This is a genomic window from Grimontia indica, from assembly GCF_000333895.2.
Classification (GTDB): Bacteria; Pseudomonadota; Gammaproteobacteria; order Enterobacterales; family Vibrionaceae; genus Enterovibrio; species Enterovibrio indicus.
The window spans coordinates 184,654-203,085 of sequence record NZ_ANFM02000016.1; the positions used below are offsets into that span (position 1 = coordinate 184,654).

15 protein-coding genes and 1 pseudogene are annotated in these 18,432 nt (G+C 45.7%); 4 read left to right on the top strand and 12 right to left on the bottom strand.

Annotation, left to right across the window (positions count from 1 at the left end; translation table 11 throughout):
• The first annotated feature begins 79 nt into the window (after positions 1-79).
• Positions 80-619: an NAD(P)-binding domain-containing protein gene (locus tag D515_RS10535; RefSeq protein ID WP_002538333.1), complete on the top strand. Its 540-nt coding sequence runs from the start codon at positions 80-82 to the stop codon at positions 617-619.
• Between the two features lie 371 nt (positions 620-990).
• Positions 991-2,583 carry a BCCT family transporter gene (locus D515_RS10540; RefSeq protein ID WP_002538334.1) on the top strand — a complete coding sequence of 531 codons (1,593 nt, stop codon included), beginning with the start codon at positions 991-993 and terminating at the stop codon, positions 2,581-2,583.
• Positions 2,584-2,654: 71 nt separating this feature from the next.
• Here D515_RS10540 and vctC read toward each other — a convergent pair whose 3' ends face one another.
• Genes vctC through D515_RS10560 form a run of 4 tightly spaced genes read right to left on the bottom strand, consistent with a single transcriptional unit; the run spans position 2,655 to position 6,247 of the window.
• Positions 2,655-3,410 carry an iron chelate ABC transporter ATP-binding protein VctC gene (gene vctC / locus D515_RS10545; RefSeq protein WP_002538335.1) on the bottom strand — a complete coding sequence of 252 codons (756 nt, stop codon included), beginning with the start codon at positions 3,408-3,410 and terminating at the stop codon, positions 2,655-2,657.
• Between the two features lies 1 nt (position 3,411).
• Positions 3,412-4,362 carry an iron chelate uptake ABC transporter family permease subunit gene (locus D515_RS10550; protein ID WP_002538337.1) on the bottom strand — a complete coding sequence of 317 codons (951 nt, stop codon included), beginning with the start codon at positions 4,360-4,362 and terminating at the stop codon, positions 3,412-3,414.
• The gene (locus tag D515_RS10555; RefSeq protein WP_002538339.1) at positions 4,355-5,290 is read right to left on the bottom strand and encodes an ABC transporter permease; all 936 of its coding nucleotides are present in this window, start codon (positions 5,288-5,290) and stop codon (positions 4,355-4,357) included. The genes D515_RS10550 and D515_RS10555 overlap by 8 nt, the downstream gene beginning before the upstream one ends.
• A gap of 45 nt (positions 5,291-5,335) precedes the next feature.
• Positions 5,336-6,247 carry a siderophore ABC transporter substrate-binding protein gene (locus D515_RS10560; RefSeq protein WP_002538341.1) on the bottom strand — a complete coding sequence of 304 codons (912 nt, stop codon included), beginning with the start codon at positions 6,245-6,247 and terminating at the stop codon, positions 5,336-5,338.
• A 463-nt stretch (positions 6,248-6,710) separates the two neighbouring features.
• Between D515_RS10560 and D515_RS10565 the strand changes: the two genes are divergently transcribed.
• Positions 6,711-7,094: a DUF805 domain-containing protein gene (locus D515_RS10565; protein WP_002538342.1), complete on the top strand. Its 384-nt coding sequence runs from the start codon at positions 6,711-6,713 to the stop codon at positions 7,092-7,094.
• 10 nt (positions 7,095-7,104) lie between these two features.
• Here D515_RS10565 and D515_RS10570 read toward each other — a convergent pair whose 3' ends face one another.
• The 5 genes and pseudogenes from D515_RS10570 to D515_RS25270 form a co-directional block, all read right to left on the bottom strand.
• Complete coding sequence (locus D515_RS10570; protein ID WP_002538343.1) at positions 7,105-8,211, bottom strand: flavin monoamine oxidase family protein; 1,107 nt, start codon at positions 8,209-8,211, stop codon at positions 7,105-7,107.
• Between the two features lie 15 nt (positions 8,212-8,226).
• Complete coding sequence (locus tag D515_RS10575; RefSeq protein ID WP_002538344.1) at positions 8,227-8,901, bottom strand: SDR family NAD(P)-dependent oxidoreductase; 675 nt, start codon at positions 8,899-8,901, stop codon at positions 8,227-8,229.
• A 253-nt stretch (positions 8,902-9,154) separates the two neighbouring features.
• On the bottom strand, positions 9,155-11,035 hold the full coding sequence (locus D515_RS10580) for a hypothetical protein (RefSeq protein ID WP_002538345.1): 1,881 nt from the start codon (positions 11,033-11,035) through the stop codon (positions 9,155-9,157).
• Positions 11,036-11,104: 69 nt separating this feature from the next.
• Positions 11,105-12,271, bottom strand: coding sequence for a hypothetical protein (locus D515_RS10585; protein WP_002538346.1), 1,167 nt, complete (start codon positions 12,269-12,271; stop codon positions 11,105-11,107).
• 723 nt (positions 12,272-12,994) lie between these two features.
• Positions 12,995-13,858, bottom strand: a pseudogene (locus tag D515_RS25270) (IS5 family transposase).
• Between the two features lie 1,300 nt (positions 13,859-15,158).
• Here D515_RS25270 and D515_RS10600 point away from each other — a divergent pair.
• Positions 15,159-16,121, top strand: a complete 963-nt coding sequence (locus D515_RS10600) for a LysR substrate-binding domain-containing protein (RefSeq protein WP_039849894.1) — start codon at positions 15,159-15,161, stop codon at positions 16,119-16,121.
• 41 nt (positions 16,122-16,162) lie between these two features.
• Here D515_RS10600 and D515_RS10605 read toward each other — a convergent pair whose 3' ends face one another.
• The 3 genes from D515_RS10605 to D515_RS10615 are packed head-to-tail and all read right to left on the bottom strand — an operon-like array spanning position 16,163 to position 18,354.
• Positions 16,163-16,942 carry an MBL fold metallo-hydrolase gene (locus D515_RS10605; protein ID WP_002538349.1) on the bottom strand — a complete coding sequence of 260 codons (780 nt, stop codon included), beginning with the start codon at positions 16,940-16,942 and terminating at the stop codon, positions 16,163-16,165.
• A 12-nt stretch (positions 16,943-16,954) separates the two neighbouring features.
• Positions 16,955-17,596 (bottom strand): glutathione S-transferase family protein, encoded by a 642-nt coding sequence (locus D515_RS10610; RefSeq protein ID WP_002538350.1) that lies wholly within the window; start codon positions 17,594-17,596, stop codon positions 16,955-16,957.
• Between the two features lie 59 nt (positions 17,597-17,655).
• Positions 17,656-18,354, bottom strand: a complete 699-nt coding sequence (locus D515_RS10615) for a cupin domain-containing protein (protein ID WP_002538351.1) — start codon at positions 18,352-18,354, stop codon at positions 17,656-17,658.
• Positions 18,355-18,432: the final 78 nt, after the last annotated feature.

The window sequence follows — 18,432 nt, forward strand, 5'->3', positions numbered from 1 at the left end:
CGTACGCGATACCGCAAATCACCCTAGGTAATCTGGTTTCTGCTAATAAACCACAATCACCGATATGAAGGTGCCATTCATGGATATTGGCTTTATCGGGTTGGGCAAATTGGGAGAGCCCGTTGCTCAGCGTATTTTGACTTGGTGTCAAACCCACGGCTGTCGCTTGTATGTGTTTGATGCGACTCAGCGGGAAGCAATGGCAAGGCTCAAAGCCTCGGGTGCGAGAGAAGGGGTCAACACCGCTTCTATTGCTGAGCGATGTACGATTTTGTTCAGCCTGTTGCCGGGGCCGGAAGATGTGATGGCCGAAGCGTTAGGAGAGAACGGCATTCTCCACAATGCTGAAGGGTTGGATATCTGGTTTGAATTGAGTCCTTTTCAGAATGTCCGTTGGGACGCCCTTCGGGAAAAAGCCCCACCGGATTTGGTTTTGGTGGATGCGCCTGTTAGTGGGGATTTGTCTTTGGCGAAATCTGGCCAGCTTAGTATGGCGTTGGAAGGTGCTCCGCCAATCCTGCAGCGTTATCAGGATTTGCTCAGCACCTTTGTCTCGCGATGCAAAGTGACAGAGATAACAAAGACGAGCCCTTCATTTTTTAAGCTACCAGATAGCTAAAGATGAGACCTTTTTTCTCGATATAGCTAAGAAGATTACGGCGGCTTTTGCTTTCTTTCTCTATATTGAGTGGCTTGTCTTGGAACTGGCCATGTTACGCTTTTGCCCCAATGTTCGATTAGTCATTTTTGCAGGTCGAATAAATAAGGTCACGCGCCAAAAAATGTTTTTGGAGAGCTTTAACTCTCTCCCTGTTCAATTAAGCCCATCTTAACAGGGGTGTTAGTTCTGCATTTGTTGGATCGGTGAGCATACACCGACCTAGTAGCAACACACCTTGTCCTCAGGCCCTCTGGTCTTATGTCCAGATGGCAATTTTCTCTATCCGTTCTCCTTCATAGATGAAGCAGGGCGTTTCAAAAGGTAATGCTATGACAGAGCCTACGACAACAGTAAACAAAAATGATGACGACCTATACAACACGGACTATCAGGTAGGTCAGGACAACGTGAACTTCCTGGGGTTAGATTTCCATAACCCCGTCTTCCCTATCTCCGCTATCATGGTGGTGGTATTTGTGCTGGGTGTGCTGATATTCCGCGACCAGGCAGCCGACTTCTTCGGTTGGCTTCGCCCCGCCATTACCCAATCCTTCGACTGGTTCTTCGTGATTTCAGCCAACCTTTTTCTCATCTTCTGTTTAGTGCTGGCAATCCTACCTGTCGGAAAAATTCGATTGGGTGGCGAAGAAGCAACGCCGGATTACTCGTACCCAGCATGGTTCGCAATGCTCTTCTCGGCTGGCGTAGGCATCGGCCTGATGTTCTACGGTGTGCTAGAGCCAATGAACCACACTCTAACACCTCCTTTGGGGTTAGAAGCGGGTTCTGATGACGCACGAAGCATTGGTACTGCGGCTGCGATATTCCACTGGGGTTTCCATGCGTGGGCAATCTACGCCGTTGTCGGTCTGGCACTGGCATTCTTCCACTACAACAAAGATCTCCCGCTAACGTTGCGTTCAGCGTTTTATCCGCTGCTTGGCGATCGTGTTTGGGGTCTGTGGGGACACATCATCGATATCATGGCGGTATTGGCGACCTTGTTCGGTTTGGCAACGTCCCTCGGTATCGGCGCAAACCAGATTGCTGCAGGCCTTAACTACCTGTTCGGTATCGATTCAGGCATTGAAACCAAGTCCATCCTGATTCTGGCCATCACCATTGCTGCTCTCGTATCGGTATATCGTGGTATGGATGGCGGCGTGAAGCGCTTAAGTGAAATCAATATGGTGATGGCAGCCATGCTGATGGTATTCGTGATGGTGGTGGGTCCAACGGCACTTATCTTCTCGGGCATTGTCAGCAACACGGTTGATTACCTCAGCTGGTTGCCTGCGTTGTCTAACTGGGTGGGCCGTGAAGATTCTGGCTTCTACCACGGTTGGACGACTTTCTACTGGGCGTGGTGGGTATCCTGGTCACCATTCGTTGGTATGTTCATCGCGCGTGTATCACGCGGCCGTACCGTTCGTGAGTTCATTTTGGCTGTGCTGATTGCGCCAACTATCGTATGTATTGTCTGGATGACCACTTTTGGTACAACCGCGCTGGACCAAATGGATGGCGGTTACATGGGTGTGGTTAACCTGATTACCAATGGTAACTGGCAGCCTGAGCTTTCTATCTACAAGATGTTTGAAGCTTTACCGTTCACTGCAGTGATCAGCTTCTTCGGCATGGTGCTGACCATCATCTTCTTCGTGACTTCGTCAGATTCCGGTTCACTGGTTATCGATACGATTACAGCGGGTGGCAAGATTGATGCGCCGGTTTCGCAGCGTATCTTCTGGTGTACCATCGAAGGTCTGGCGGCAATTGCTCTTCTGATGGGCGGCGGCTTGGGTGCACTTCAGGCGGCAACTATCTCTACAGGTCTGCCATTTGCGGTATTCCTGCTGGTGATGTGTGTGAGTCTTTACATGGGTCTTTCGCGAGAGCTGCGTAGAAAGCAGTTCGCGTAAAATCGATAAATGAAAAAGAAACCCGCCTGATAGCGGGTTTCTTTTTATATCTACTCTAAGGTTGCTCGACCCTAGTAATACAAACACATTCGCTTGCCATTTGCCTCAACGATGGTAAATGGCGTGTCGTAGATGTTTTCCAAAACCGCTTCTTGAATCACTTCATCAACCACAGCATTGGTGGCGATTTTGCCTTGCTTCATCGCGATAATGTGGTCAGCATAACAGGCAGCGAAGTTGATATCGTGGATGACGATAACCACGGCCTTCCCCATTTCGTGCGCCAAACGTTGAATGGTTCGCATGATGCTCAATGAATGGCGGATATCAAGGTTATTCAAAGGCTCATCAAGGAACACATAGTCTGTGTCCTGCGCGATCACCATGGCAATAAACGCCAGCTGCCGTTGACCTCCACTTAGCTCATCGAGATAACGGTTTTCCAAAGACTTCAAATCCAGATAATCAATGGCTTTATCGATGACTTTATTGTCTTCGGTGGTCAGGTTTCCCTTTGAGTAAGGAAAGCGCCCGAACGAGACTAGCTCGCGCACGGTAAAGCGCATGGTGATTGAATTCGCCTGACGAAGCACGGCAAGACGTTTTGCCAGCTCACCGGTATCCCATTCGGCGATGGCTTTGCCATCTATCACTACATGACCACCATCGGGAGTAACGAGGCGGCTTGCCATAGAAAGCAGGGTACTTTTTCCCGCGCCATTTGGACCTATGATGGCGGTCACTTTACCCTTCTCGAATTCGCCGCAGGCTTCATCTACGACGCGTTGTTTACCAAAAGCTTTGGTCAGGTTTTTTAAGGTGATCATGTTAAACAACTCGGTTCTTCAGCAGCATCCAGAGGAAGTAGAGTCCTCCGGCGAAATTCACGACAACACTTAGCGTGGTATCAAACTTAAACAGGTTTTCTACCACCCATTGGCCGACCAACAAGGTGCAAATGGACATCAATGAACAGCCCACCAGTAAAACGCGGTGCTCATAGGAGCGGAACAGTTCTCGGGTCAGGTTCGTGACCAAAAGGCCAAAGAACATGACAGGGCCAATCAATGCGGTCGACATGGCGATGAGGATGGCGGAGAGAATGAGCGCTTTACGTGTGGTTTTCTGCACATCAACACCCAGACTGATGGCGTTGTCCTTATCCAGCCAAAACACATCTAATGTCCGGTGCATGCGGTAGAGCAGGAAGCTGGCGGCCAGCAAGAGTGGCAGGCACAAATACACCAGCTCAATCTTGATGTTGTTAAAGCTCGCAAACATCTTGCTTTGCACCACCAGAAACTCGTTCGGGTCCATCAGCATGGTGAAAAACGAGGCGCTGCTTGAAAATACCTGCCCGAGGATCAGGCCAATCAAGAGCAACACAATCAGGTTGCGGCCTTCCTTGCCAAAGTAGAAGCCAAACAACAGCAACGAGAACCCCACCATCACGGACACAGCAATCGCGAAGTTAATGTAGGTGTTGATCAGGAAAAAGCTGAAGCCACCAAACACAGCAACCAGCAGTGTCTGTGTCAGCACATACAGGGAATCAAACCCCATAATGCTTGGTGTGAGAATGCGGTTGTGGGTGATGGTTTGGAATACCAACGACGACTGAGCAACCGCGATACCTGCCAGCACCATTGCGAGCACTTTCGGGACACGACGAGACAGGAAATACCCATAGTTCGTGGCCGTGAGTCCAATGCAGATAAACAGAGCGGCAAAGACAAGGGCCGTAATAGCCATTGCCCACATTTTCTTGGTATCAGACATTTTTTGGCCCTTTGGTAATGAGATAGATAAAGGCCAATCCACCCAAAATACTCACCAGCATAGAAACCGGAATTTCGTACGGGAAGATGATTAAGCGGCTGACAATGTCGCAGGCAAGTACTAGAAGCGCGCCGACAATCGCCACGCGGGAAATGTTCTTGCGAAGGTTGTCGCCATAGAAAATGCTGACAAGGTTAGGCACAAGCAAACCTATAAAGGGTAGGGCGCCCACAATCATCACGACACTCGCCGAAAGAATGGAGACCAGCATCACGCCAATCACTAACACCTGTCGGTAACTCAGGCCAAGACCAACCGCAAAATCACGTCCCATGCCGACAGCGGAAATCCGGGCGGCGTAGGCATAAGTGAAGGCTGCAATCGGCAGGGCGATATAGAGAAGCTCATAATCACCTTTCAAAATGCTGGCAAAGTTGGCGACTGTCCAACTGCTTAGCATTTGCAGGGCATCATACTTGTAGGCGAGGAACGTGGCGCATGAGCTGATGATACTGCCGTAGATAATACCAATTAGCGGTACAAATACAGCGTTACGGAATTGGATGCGTTGGATAAGGGTAACAAACAACAAGGTGCCAAAAATGGAAACGGAAAAAATCAGCCAGAGTTGATTACCATTGCCGAAAAACACAAGGCTAAGCATATAGCCGAGCATGGCACATTCAATGGTGCCTGTAGTGGAAGGCGCAGCAAACCGGTTTTGGCTGATTTGCTGCATCACCAGACCTGCAATGCTCAAGCCTGCACCGGCGAGCACGATGGACAGCAAACGGGGAAGGCGGCTGGTGAAGAGAAGTTCGAGCGCTTGGCTATCTCCTGCCAACAAAAGGGCAGGAGACAACTCGCTGACACCGACAAATAGGGATGCCAGACTCAGCAAGCCCAGAAGAAACAATAGCTTTAACAAGGTATACCTCAGTTTCTTAGGGTCAACAGACCCTAGGGCTGTCGCTTATAGATCAACGCTGTTTTTGATGTCAGAAATCATTTGCTCGGTCGCAGTGATGCCTGACATAGACAGGTACCAAGCATTCAAGTCGAGATAGGTCATCTTGTTGTTCTGGTATGCCTGTGTCGCTTTGATCAGGTCGTTATCAAACTGCTCGCGGGTTTCGCTTTCAGCAGGATTGATCAGAGTGTCACGGTCAATGACCAGAAGGGTTTTAGGGTCAGACTCGCGAATAAATTCAAACGAGATCATATCGCCGTGGTTTGACGCTTTGATGCCTTTTACAGACTCGTTAAAACCAAAATCTGTGTAGATAGCAGAAAAGCGAGAATCAGCACCGAACGAAGAGAGCTTGCCACCAGCACTCATGATGGTGAGGGCATCGACACCATTTGTCTGGTTGTAACTGTTAATGGCTTTGAACTCTTTATCCATGGCTGCGATTTTTTCTTCAACCAGCTCTTCTTTGCCAAACACTTTACCCAAGTTGCGCCATTGCTCTTGAGTCGCGTTCCAATAACCTTTTGAACTGTCTGCGGCAAATACAACGGTGGGCGCAATTTTTGATAGCTCGTCGAAGCTTGGTGAACTGCGTGGGCCGACAATGATGATGTCTGGGTTCTGGTTGTAGATTTCCTCGAAGTTTGGCTCAAACAGGCTACCCACGTTGGCATACTTGTCGTCTTTGTATTTTTCTAGGTAAGCAGGAACCTGTGGAAGGGTTTTGGATACCGCAACAGGGTCAATACCCAGTGCATTGATTGCATCTAGCGATCCCAGACCAATGACAACTACGCGCTCTGGTACGCCTTGAATTTCAGTTTTTCCCATACGGTGTTCAATAACAACCGATTCTGTAGCCATTGCTGAGGTGGTCACAAGAGAAAGCAATGCAGCCTGGAATAAGGTTTTCATTTATTGCTCCTTTTCATAAATGAAAATGGTTATCAAAATCGTTCGCAATATACATTTGAGTTCATTCTGATTCAACTGGATATATTGAAAAGGCGCGATTTCAGGATTCAAAGCATTGAAAGTTGCGAGGGTTGCGGTTTTTTGGAGGCATTGAGTAATGACGAACTGAGGCTCTCTGAAGGTTGAGTTTGAAGAGTTTCATTAAAGTTTGTGACTTTTTATGGCTGAGAAATACGCCTCAAAAATGACAATCACTACGTAAATAAAGTGTGGAACAACATTTCTGTGTAGTGAGTTCACCTACAAAGGAAAAGCTTTTGGTAGTTTAAACCCGCGTTTAAAAAGCAATACCCAAGCTACCTGTAGTTGGCCTCGGTATCTCTGAGTTTCAGGTTGTTTGGGTATAGTCATGGCTGTACAACAAAAATTCGAATAAGCCTAAGAGAAGTAAGGATATACTCGAATGAAATGGCTGTTTGCCGCGTTTTGGAATTACGCGAAGTTTTCAGGCAGGGCTAGACGACGAGAGTTTTGGGGATTCTTCCTCATTCAAAATATAGTGTTGGCTCTCTGCGTCGGGATTGATGTTGCTGAGGTTGGGGTGCATGCGTTCCAGCTAACGGACTTTTACGCTGCACCACTTTGGTTTGCTATTACCCTGATCCCCTTGATTACTGTGACGGTTAGACGCCTTCACGACATCAACAAGTCAGGTTGGTGGTGGTTGGTTGTTGTCGTGCCTGTTGTGGGTCCTTTGGTGTTTCTGGTGTTTACCTTGTTACGTGGCACCAAAGGAAGCAACCGTTATGGTTGCGACCCTATCGGTATATTTAGTAGCGGAATCTAACCGAATCCCTTCAGGAAAACTGAAGGGATTTTGTCATTAGTGCTTCAACTGCCTTGTTGGCAGAGTCTAAAGCGCCTTCCAGATACCCGCCATAAGCGCGGGAGGCTTCGGTTCCAGCAAAGAAAATGTTTGGGTGATTCTCATCTTGTTGGGTAAAGCCATACAAACCATGCATCACAGCCATGTCATCGTTCGTGGCCGTGTACTTTTCCTGAAACCAATCCACATACTGAATTGAAATCGGGTTTGCCGCATCTGGCCCAAACAACCTGACAAGTTGCTGTTGAATGAGTTTTTTCAATGTCTCATCGCCTGCGGTTTTCCGCGCTGCGGCGTTAATGCCCATAAAGCCCATGATTGCGCCATATACGGGCTGACCATTTAACTCCGGCGAAGCATCATGGATTTCTACTAAAGGCCCTACATTGCTTGAAGCTGAACCCGAAAACCCATTGTCGCGCCAGAAAGGTTTGTCATAGATAAATACGGCTTTAGCATGCGCTGCCATCCAGGTTTCTGTGCCGTCAAAAGTATTCATCAGAGCAGGGCTCAATGACGGATTAAAACTCACTGTGCGTGCAATCAATCTCAGTGGCATCGCAAAAATAATGTTTTGTGTTTGCAGCGTTCTGGTCTCACCCGACCTCTCATAGCTCAGGGTGTAAGTGCCATTGTTCAGTGAAACTTCTGTCAGCTTGCTGCTTGCAATCCGTTTTTCCGCTGGAAGCTTTTCCAGTAAGCCTTCGACCATTGCTTGCATTCCGCCTTCAAGGCGATAGGTGTCAGGCATAATGTCATAGCCGACATTGATCGCCTGTGGTGGCGCACCGCGGGCTTTTTCGACAAGATAGTGCCCGTCACCATGTTGCTTATAGCTGGGAATGTTGAGCGCTTCGGCTAATCCAGAAATTCGCGGGTTTATGTTCGGCCAGAACCAGGAGGGACCCAGATCGACTGTGGCTGCCTGTGAGCCTGGTGATGCAGAAACGATACGCCCACCAAAGCGCTCGCGTGCTTCCAATAGTAGGTAATCCTGATGTTGCTGTTCGAGCAAATAGGCTGCATACAGCCCGCTTAAACCACCGCCTACTATCACGGTTTGAGGGTGCCTGTTCATCGTCTACCTCCCTGATCAAAACACTTCGCTGTAGGGTCTAATATCTATTTCCTGCGTCCAGGCACTGGCAGACTGCTTGGTCAGGCTAAGATAAACACTCGCCGCATCAGCCGGCTGGATAGCGGTCTCGCGTCGAAGGGCAGGGAAACGCTCACGACTTTTGGGAGACCACAAAATACCATCAACGACAACATGGGAAACATGGATGCATTGTGGTTGGAATTCTCTGGCCAGAGATTGAGTAAGTCCGCGCAGTGCGAATTTTGCAGATGAAAATGCGCTGAAGTTTTTACTTCCGCGGATACCTGCTGTTGCACCCGTGACCAGTAGTGTGCCACCACCTTGTTTAATCATCATTGGAATGACAGCCTGGGCGATGTTGAAAACACTCATTACTGACGCTCGCCAAGTTTCCTCAAAGCGCGTCGCTGTCGTTGAGAAGAAGCGCTCGATAGTCAGCATGGCAGTATTGCAAATCACGACTTCTGGGGTGCCATAGAGTGCATCAATCTGTGCAAATGCACGGCTGATTTCATTTGCATCTGTTGTGTCTGCAATGATCATCCCATTTGAACGGCTGATGGTGACTACTTGGAAACCATCGCTTTCGAAAGTGTTTTTAATCGCCTCACCCAGCCCCTCGCCGTAACCGGCGATCACTGCTAGGGGTTTTCCTTTTGATGTTGTCATTGCGCTCTCCATCAATACAGCTTTAACGTATTAGATGCTAACGTAATGCTGGCGTTGAGCGAGGCAGTATTGGTAAGTCAGTGGCGTAGTATTTCTTGTGTGAGTGAGAAAATAGGCATTTTATCGGTGAGGAGAAATACGAACGGCTTTTAGAATATCCCCCAATCCTCTTTAGGTGATGAAATTTATCACTTTTGATTGATTGGGGGATCACTGAGTTTATGTGTTTTTCAGACTATGTTGTGAAGCTTGTTTATCCTCCAACATTAGGAGACGTTGATTCTCTTAAAGTTTGCTGCTGGTAGGTGTCTAAAATTTTGGTAAGACCTGGTTTATTTGTATTTTGAGCAAGCTCCTCTAATTTTGATATCATTTGAGGCCTTTGCTTTTCATTTGCAAGCAGAATAGTCGCCAATGCTGACTGCTTATTGTCCGATTCTTCTTTGACCAGACGGTTGTAAAACTGGCCTTGCTCAATAAACGTCATTTCATGTGTGCTGAAAAAACGAGAGGCTGTTGTCAGAACGACAGTTTTTTCCTCGTTCAGAAGATGCTCAACAGCATCAGCTCTTCCATCAGGACGATACAGCGCACCCTCTACGGCCGCATTGCGCTCAAAAGGATGATCTGAATCCATCGACTTTATGAATGTGGGGGTGAATACATCATCATCAATATTGGCGGCGGATTTGAGTGCTATGAGCCGCTCTCTATTCGACGAGGCATTGCTTTGTAATACCGCCGAAACCATATCAATACCACTTTGACGCAAAGCCGTTTGCTTATTTGCGAGATTGCCAATGTTGAACATAGCAGTCTCGCTAAGCATCGGAGAATCATTCCGTTTGATAACTTCTTTGAATGCTTCCATCGCGATATCTGTCGCTCCCTCGAGGTGTGCTAGGTTAACCATACCTGCAGCTCTATATCTGTATGGAACATCTGAATCGTTGATGATATTCCCAAGGTATTGCTCGGACTCGGGTTGGTTAGCATCTTGTATTGCCATTAATATGGCTTGTCGCTCCAATGGAGAAAGTGCTTCATCACTTAACATTGATTTTATTTCTGACAATGTTTTGAAGTTAAGAAGATACTGCCCTACACGGACAGACTCTGTATAGGAAAGTGAGTCTGATAACACATTGAGCGCCTCGTAGTACTGCTCATCATTAGAAATATCGTCTTTGGCAGCATAGGATTCTAAATCTGAATTGAATCGTGCGTTAGCATTAAATGCAAACAGCTCATTTTTAAATTCGACATGTCCAGGGTCGAATCTTTGGTAGCTGCCTACGATGGTCATGCCAATCTTTATTTTATTGTTTTCCGCGACAGAAGATGAGTTATGTGACAGGTCCAGAGAAATGTCCCCTTGCATGGACAAATTCACGTTAGCTTCTGTTAGAAAGCCATCGTCACCTATTTGACCTGACCATGAGTCTTTGATGTCGTCTACTATCGAACCTAACTCGAACTGATTGGTGTATAGGATATCTAATAGCCGTCGGGTGACTCTGTTAGAATCGCGATCAAGTTGATATTGATAAACAGCTGAACGTGATGCCTCTTTGATGGTTACTGGCTCATCGTTTGAACTATAAGAGAGGTTTGATACATAAAATGCCGCAGAACCTAAGGGATGTTCGCTTGAAAGTCCAAGCATATCTATTTGTGTGTAAAGTTGTGGTGCTTTGTATGCGTAAAGGAAACCTATTTCATTTTCGTCAGTCGGTAAAGTTCCCTTGTCGGGAGTGGATACCATAAAGTTCCTTAATATCCCCCGTCTTTTGCGCTTTCCAATGTCTTGGTTTTCGAAAATAACCTCAAAAGAGAGTTTTGCCTCAGTAGGTGGTGAGTCACTTTCCTTACCAAAATCAAACTTTGCTGTATTTTTCAAATTAACGATATATCCAACAAACTTTGGAGGTGAATTTTTGTTATGAAGTTCAGGCTGCTGCGTACTCGTCGGCTTTTCATTAGATGACGAAACAAAGCTATCATTCATTTTAACGTCTGAAGTTTCAGATATTTCTATTGGTTCCTGGTTTTGTTCGCCTTCCAGACTTAAATACGTAAAGCTTACGGCGATAAGGAATAGAACGATAACTGGGAGAATGGCTTTTATTTTCATGCTCATACCTCTAGAAAGGTGCCGAATTAACGGCACCTTGTAAATCGTATATCAAGGCTTAGCCTCATATTACATTTTTCGAACACTGGCCAATCGTGAGTTGCGTGGGTTATTTGGATCTATAACAATTTTTCCTTTGACGAATTCATCTAACCAAACTCTTTCCCAAAGTTTATAACCACTCCAACTAGCTATAGTCCCCCTCCAAAGTGTGATAGTCCAAGGTGGTACACCCAGCTTGACTGAACCCGCCCAGTTACCACCTTTTGCTGTAGCTGATGATTTCCCTTTGGTATGAACATAAAACTTCCAGTTATTAGGATTATTATCTCTGGTTAGACCACCTTCAATCCGTAATGGTTTCGATGCTGAAACAGTATTTAATGTCCCCGTTAAGTTAAGTGTCAGTCCGATACCAACCCCTACATTAACCGTAAAATTTTGCCATCCATTTAAGGAGACAGCGTTGTATACATATTCTGGACTCCGCCATCTGTTGTTGATATAAATAGGGTGAGGAACGGAGTTAAACCAACCAGTATAACCACCTCCCATTGAGGCTTTTATATTAGCGCCTACGCCAGTATTAAAAGTGAACTTGATGGGACTTGGAAATTGCATCAATTCAATTGTGTCCAAGAAGGGATTTGATAGAGAGGCACCTACAGCAACGTTGAACCCATAGCCATTGTGCACAGAATCACATTCTGTAGCCACGAATACGCTAAGCGACGTTGACGGATTCGTACCTCCACCAAGAGAAACGCCGGCCGAATGTCCTGCCCAACCGCCATTCCACACTCCATCTAGACCGCCTGGAAGGTCAAGAAATGCTTTACAATAATTTTTACCGTCAGTATTTTCATTACCCATAAGCGCTTGTATCAAATCACCCTTTGCGTCGGAGTCGGTGGGGGTAATATCGCTTTCTAGATAAAGATCAAAGGCGCGGTGACGCTTACCTTTAAGCCAAGTGCCGTCTTGAGTTGAAACACGTTGACTAAGCGAGGCACTTTTGTCGGATCTTGACGAAATATCAGAGGCTGCCCAGCCACCTTCTCGAGGAAAGAGGTGACCTAAACCAAGTGCATGTACACTTTGATTCCAAAGTGGATCACCCACGTTGTCCCAAGTGATACTATGGCTGCCCGAGTAGGAGAGAGTTGAAAAGCAGGCGAGTAAAGCTCCTGCGAAAATCTTTCCTGATTTAAGTCCTTTAAAAGATGGTGAGTACATTGTTTGTTCGCTCCATTTACAATCTACAGGTTTAAAAAGATTAAAAATATATAGGTACACTAATATTTGATAATGAATGTTTGGCGTTCTAATTCTTATCTCCCTTTTTGGCTTTTTATTTTCAAGCCTACTCCGCGAATTGTCATTGAAAGTATGGTTTTGTATACGAACTGGATATGGCGTTATATTTCAAAGCTAACCTATTCATTGGTTTTCTAGTGTAGTGAACAGAAATTTCCTCACTATAAAGAAAAACTATGCCGAAATGCCCTCTCATCCAAAAGTAGTACTTTTAATTAAAATACAAATTCATTAGTATCTTTTTAATAAGGTGCCACTAATGTAATTATCCCTAAGATTAGATAATTTAACTTTACCCATGTTTGTTTATTAAGTATTTGTTATATCTGGTATAGGATTATCTTATGACATTAACTGGTATAAATAGTGAGTCTATTTATCTAGCGTGAAGTTATCTTATGAGGTCAGTTATCATGGGCAGTATGGTTATTTTTATGGTGTGAAATATTAACTCTGAGTGTGATCTTTATAGTTCAAAAAAGTAAGAATGGTTAAAGTGCTAGCTTTTAGTATTAAAATAGCATGAACCCTGTTTTTTGTGACTTTTTTGGATTTAAAGGTATGTGGTTAGGTGAGTGAAATTAAGGGTCTTGTTGATCACATCAGTCACTTAACGTACTGATCTACTTAGAGCTATATCGGTCACTCAACTCGGTAACTCTTAGGCATACCTAGTCTTATGACTTTGTTCATCGCTTTGACGTTTGCCAACGCTTCGCCGACTTGTGCATTGTAATCGCGTAGCGCCAGTTTTGGGCTGAGCAACTGCTTGTATCGATACATGGCCGTTTCTGATAATGAGCGTTGATGACAGTCGTTTTCACGTTTCCATTGACTCAGTGCTCCCGCTTTCAATGCATGAACCGCATCGTTGCGAGGATGTCCATCTTCCCATAGCCCAGCGTTGCTCCGCGGAGGGATTGTGGGCTTGAACGCTTTCCTCCTCAGCACCTGAGGACAGGATTTCGTGTCGTAGGCAACGCCGCCGCTGACTTGCCCTATCTTCCGGCGCAAAGGGTTGAGTAATGTCGGCAGTGCTTCTTTGTCGCCTACTGATTCCCAGCTGACGACAACAGAAATGACCTCATGCGTACCTGCGTCAATCGCCAGGTGTATCTTTTGCCAAACTCGTCGCTTTTCTTAACCGTGCTTGCGCATTTTCCATTCACCCTCCCCGAATACTTTTAAACCTGTAGCATCAATAACGACATGCGCCACAGGTCCACGACTGAGTGGACTATATTGAACTTCAACGGTCTTTGCCCGTTTGCGAATGCAGTTGTAAGACGGCGATTTCAGTGGCACATCCATCAGGACAAATATCGAGTCGAGAAAGCCTTGAAGAGCGCGTAGAGGGAGCTTGAAAATGCCTTTAATCATGAGGGCCGTTTCAATGGCAGCATCGGCAAACGTAAAGCCTCCGCCTCGTTTGACATGGTGTTTTTTGTAGTGCCAATTCTGGATAGCAGCCTCATCAACCTAAAAGGTTATCAAGCCGCTGCTAATCTATGCCTTGTAGTATTGTTTCCAGTTGCTGATTTTGTACTTGGCTTTGCCCATCATCGTCACTCATTTTCAGGTTCTGATGATCTGATTGCAATACCGTTGATTAGTCCATTGATTTAGGAAACAACGCCCTACAAAGAAGCCGCGATCACAGCCCTAGTAAACTCGCTGAATCCTCAGTCTTCAGGTCGTTTGGCTATTTGCTAAATAGTGCCAATATAAGCGGTGTCATCGTGATGCTTACCGCCGATGACAGTGCTGCTTTCATGCTAAGCGCGTAACCAACTCGCTTCGTTACCACCACCAATAACTGTGCACTCGCCTCCTCTGTGCTAGATGGAGTTAAATTCAACTAGTCTTATATTAAATCATACCCATAAATGTCTTCATCTCCCGCGTGCCCGTTATTGTATCGTTTCCTTCAAATCCTTTGATGATCATATAAATTTCCATTTCCCAGATTAGATACACCCAAATTAATTATGGTTAAATGCAATCCAGATAACTGGTCTTCAGAGGCGCAGACACTCAAGATACATCAGCGAGTATGGAAGTACGAGTCTCACTAAAAAGTCATTTTACTGGCTCGATGAAATGAATTTTAAATAATGACCAAAAAAGAACTAGTGATAAAAGTTGGTTTGAGGGTGTTGGTTTTGTGAATTGTCCTTAGTTGAAAATTTCTCGCTATTGATACTGAAGGTTAAGATATTGATATTGTAGTTGATATTTGTCTTCCTCGAATTTTTTGGTTATTGCTAAGCTGGTATTTTGTATTTATTAGTAATCATTGATGAATCTAGAGTAATGCTTATAAATTAAATAAGTATGAGTAACGTTGGATTGTGTTTTGTTTGAATGTCTCTATAGTTTATCCCTCTACCTTTAGAGGTGGCTAAAACGGTTTTGTTTTTCTGTGTTTAAAATGTGTTTGTATGTCAATGATAGAAAGTGCTTTCTTTTCTATCGCATTAATCAATTAAAAGGATGACTTTGGCTAGTCGGTCTTTCATGTTGGAATTTTTCGTTATGACTGGAATGAGTATCGAACTAAGTCGCTTAATGATACTTGTATAGAAATTTAGTATTAGTTCCCTAATTTATTGGTGTATTGATTTATAAACAAATGAGTGTTGGAAATTTTCGAAACGAACCTTGGGTTCGTTACTAAACTAAGTGAATAAATTGTTCAAATTATTATAGCGTTCGGATGTCTCCTGTTTTTGGTATCAGCTTTAGAGCGAAAATTTGGTGGCAATTGAGTGGAAGCGCGGAATGTTGTGGGAGCAATTGAGGGTTGATGATGGACGCATCGAAAAAGAAGTCTTTTAGAGGCAAGGTAAACAGGATTGCCTATCTTAATGGTATTAGAGCCTTTGAAGCTGCCGCAAGGCATCACAGCTTTGCAGGTGCTGCGCAAGAACTTAATGTGACACCTGCTGCGGTGGGACAGCAAGTCAGGCAACTTGAAGACTGGCTTGATATCAGATTGTTTAATCGTGCGACCTCGGGTTCAACGAGGTTAACTCTGACAGAAGAAGCATTACGCGCTTTCCCCGATATTCACCGTGGTTTTGATTTAATCACCCGTGGTCTGAGTAATCTCTTCGATGAGCCGGAAGAAAACACCATCACGATTTCGGCCAGTCCTTCCATTGCCTCGAAATGGCTGCTCTCCCGTATCAATGCTTTCCAGTTAGAAAAGGAAGATTGCGATATTCAGGTCGAAACTGATGTCGCTTTGGTGGACTATGCCGAAAGGGGCATCGATATTGGTGTACGTTACGGATTGGGGCAATGGGATGGATTATGTGCCCAGCTCTTAATGTTCGAAGATATTTTCCCCGTGTGTACGCCAGAATTTGCCAAAAAATATGGACTTGAGCGATCACCACCTGATGAATTTGAGGGTATTCCTCTTTTACATGATTATTCGGTTCCGGCTAGCAGTGGGTATCCCTCGTGGCAGGAATGGTCGGATAATGTTGGAGCGCCACTGCCAGCGAAGTTACATGGTCTGAAAATCAATGACTTCGCCAGTGTTATTGAGTTAGCTCGCCGAGGAAATGGTCTCGCTTTAGGGCGTAGTAGACTGATTGAGGATGAATTGGCTTCAGGTGAGTTAATTTGTCCTTTTGATCGTGACTCATATCAGTTTCGCTCTCGCTTTTGCTATTTTCTGGTTTGGAAAAATGAAGAGGGTGATAACGACAGAAAGTTTAGGTCCTTCAGGGACTGGTTGCTTTCTTCTGTGAGCGAATAAAAACTAAAAAAGGGCCGTTTATTAAACGGCCCTTTTATTGGTTATTTCTCTGGTAGCTGAAACGTTAGGTTAAACGGTACTGCAACGTTCAATAGTTTGGGGACTTTTAGCGATTCGTCCCTTTTGCTTCTTGCAAAAACATACTCTCCCATGGTGGTATTTTGGTTGAGCATGATATTCCTGCGTTTTTGCCAGTCCATCTTCACGCACATGGTAGGTGATGATCCAAGGGGCGGGTAATCATGGCACAGGTAAACGTTTGTTCCACTTGGCAGTTCATAGAGTTTTCGAATGGAGTTGTACAAATCCTGTGCGCTACCGCCGGGGAAGTCCACTCTTGACGTCCCTTTATCTGGTGCGAAAAGTGTATCACCGACGAACACGTTGTCGTCGATTTTGTAAGTGACACAGGCTGGAGTGTGGCCCGGCGTTTCAATCACTTCGATCACTTTGGACCCAAAATGAATTTTTGAGGTTCCATTGACCAGAAAATCAAAGTTCGCCAGATTGCCCAAGCCGAACTTGCTTTTCCATTGATTAAACACTTCTCGTATCCGGTGGCTAATGACGGTTTTTGCGCCTGTGGCAGCCTTCACATACTGCGATGCCGATAGATGGTCTGCATGGATATGTGTATCTAGGACGTAACGCAGTTCAAGCCCTTTTCTCTTGATGTAATCGAGTACGTGATCGATGTGTGAATGCGATATATCGCCATTGTTGTAGTCAAGAACCGGGTCAATGATGAGAGCTAGGCCACTGTCAGAGACCACATACGTCAGTGAGCCGGTCTCAGCATGAAAGAATGGTTGTACTTTCATGGCGCACCTCCTTCAGCTTGCAGAAAAGCAAGCGCGCTCTGACATGGTTTGTCTCCAACCGATTAGGTTGGTGAGTTCCGCTGGGACTTCAATACCCGCAAATTCGGCAAATGCGAGACCGTAGAACAAGGTGATATCAGCCATCGAGAATGTATCTGCAGCCACGTACAAGTGGTGCTCCAGATGTTGATTGAAGTACGAAAAACCGGCTAGTGCACGTTGCTTCTGATGATTGCCCCATTCACTGCACTGATAAGTTTCGAGTGCAGGACCCAAACCTGCTGTAGCATGGTGGAAGTAGGCACCCACAGCATCCATTACCATGGATTCGGCTCGGCGCTGCATCATGTGAATCATGCCACGCTCAAGTGGGGTTTTACCTGTGAGAGATGGTCCATCAAACAAAGCATCTATGTACTCGGTAATAGCGGTAGACTCTGAAAGATATTCACCTTCCAGCGTACGAAGTACAGGTACTGTTCCCAAAGGGTTTATTGCGTAAAACGCTTCGGTTCGGTGTTCAAGGTTCATAACGTCAACCTCGATAAACTCTACCTGATTCAAGGATCCTTTTTCAGCCAACGCTGCTCGAATGCGTGCAGGGTTCGGGAAACCCGTAGTTTCGTATAACGCGATTTTGCTTTCCGAAGACATGACTTTTCCTTATCCGGTTTTCCGGCTGTTGTTTTTTATGAATATGTTGAGCAGAAGGGTTAAACGCGTACTTCGCCTGCACCAATTTTTCTGTAGATCATCGCGCCGCTATTGGTAGCGATCGTGACAGGCGTGTTAGCGGGGAAGCGCATCCAAGAGTGATGTTCATACTGAGTACCATTGATGGTTGCACTGCCAGAGAGAACAAAGTATTCAATGACCTTGTCGAAGGTTTCTTCTGTGGATTGATAACCCGCTTTCAACTGATTTAATGAGGTTTCTTCGAGGTCTGAATTCCAGAGAGGCAGTGTTTTATGGTACTCAGACACTGATGTCCAATCAGCTTCGTTGGTGTTGAGATAGAAGTAGTCCGGTTCGGTCGAAGGCACTTGAGAAAGCTTCACGAAGATCTCACAACCTTCCTTGGTAAAAGGGGCGTGAGTTGAGCCAACCGGGTTGCGCACATACCAGCCTTTGGTGAAGTCGCCATTTTGGTCAGAGAATGTGCCTTCCAGCACAATGTATTCCTCACCACCCGGGTGACTGTGTGGTTTGAACGAGCTTCCTGGTGCATAGCGGACACAAGAGGTAGCGCGTCGGGCAATTTCATCGCCTCGGCGTTCAAACATCATGCGTTTTACGCCGACCATAGGTGTGTCTGAGAAAGGTAGTGAGCCACCTTTTATTGTGATTGGCGTAGAAAGATCCACATTCCATTCAATGTATTCCTGACTGGCTGTTTTGGTGTCCGTTGTCATGCTGTCACTCCTTGTTCGTGATTTTTTGCCAGTCTAAGGTGGCGATACGAATGGGACGAGGCACAAAAATTTGTAGGG